At 76.4% G+C, this 1,152-nt stretch carries 1 protein-coding gene; it reads right to left on the bottom strand.

The genetic code is table 11. The features are described 5' to 3' along the window. Positions 1–1,152: polyketide synthase dehydratase domain-containing protein (locus AB0I76_RS30380; RefSeq protein ID WP_357042718.1), on the bottom strand; the 1,152-nt coding region annotated here is incomplete at both ends.

Genomic DNA, 1,152 nt, shown 5'->3' with positions numbered 1-1,152 from the left:
GTCCGGCAGCCCGGCGGCCGTGCCCGCGGTGTCCCCGCCGATCAGCACCCAGGACGAGGTCGGCTCGGCAGGCGCCGGCGGGACCGGCGCCCAGTCCACCTGGAAGAGCCGGTCCGGTCGGGCGGCCCCGGCGGCGATCCGGGCGGCCGAGGTGGCCCGGGACAGCACACCGGCCGCGCTCAGCACCAGCTCACCGGCCGGGTCGTACGCGGCCAGCGCCAGCCGCTCCGGTGCCTGGCGGGTCAGGCGGACCCGCAGGGCGGTCGCGCCGGTGGCGTGCAGCCGGACCTGCTCCCACGCGAACGCCTGGCGGACCGTGTCTCCGTCGCTGTCGAGGACGGCCAGCAGCTCCGGGTGCAGGGCCGCGTCGAGCAGCGCGGGGTGCACCGGGTACCCGGCGACGTCCACCTGCTCGGGCAGCGCGATCTCGCCGTAGCGGTCGTCGCCGGAGCGCCAGGCCGCGCGCATTCCCTGGAATGCCGGCCCGAACCGGTAGCCCGCCTCGGCCAGCCGCCTGTACGCCCCGTCCAGGTCGATCGGTTCCGCGCCGGCCGGTGGCCAGGCCGGGAGCGGCGGCGGGGTCGACTCGTCGCCCTCGTCAGCGGTGAGCAGGCCGGTGGCGTGGGTGGTCCACGGCGCGTCCGGGTCGTCGGCCGGCCGGGTGTGGACAGCGACCGTTCGCCGTCCCGGCTGGTCGCTTCCGGTGACCGTGACCTGGAGGTCGGCGCCGCCGTCGGCGAGCGGCACCGGCGCTTCGAGGGTCAGCTCCTCCAGCAGCGGGTACCCGGCGACGGCCCCGGCGTGCAGGGCGACCTCGACCAGCGCGGTGGCCGGGAGCAGACCCGTACCGGCGATGGTGTGGTCGGCGAGCCAGGGGTGCGCCCGGCGGGAGAGGTGGCCGGTGAAGAGGTGTTCGCCGCTGGTGGCGGTGGTGATGGTGGCGGTCAGCAGGGGGTGGCTGTTTGCCTGGAGCCCGAGCCGGCGCGGGTGGGCGGCCGGTGCCACGGTGGCCCAGTAGGGCTGGTGGTGGAAGGGGTAGGTGGGTGGGGTGGTGTGGGTGTGGGGTGGGGGGAGTAGCCGGGTCCAGGTGATGGGGTGGGTGGTGTGGGTGTGGAGGTGGGCGGTGTTGGTGAGGAGGGTGTGCCAGGGGTC

The organism is Micromonospora sp. NPDC049799, assembly GCF_040656655.1.
Classification (GTDB): Bacteria; Actinomycetota; Actinomycetes; order Mycobacteriales; family Micromonosporaceae; genus Micromonospora.
This window is presented reverse-complemented; position numbering and strand designations above follow the sequence as displayed.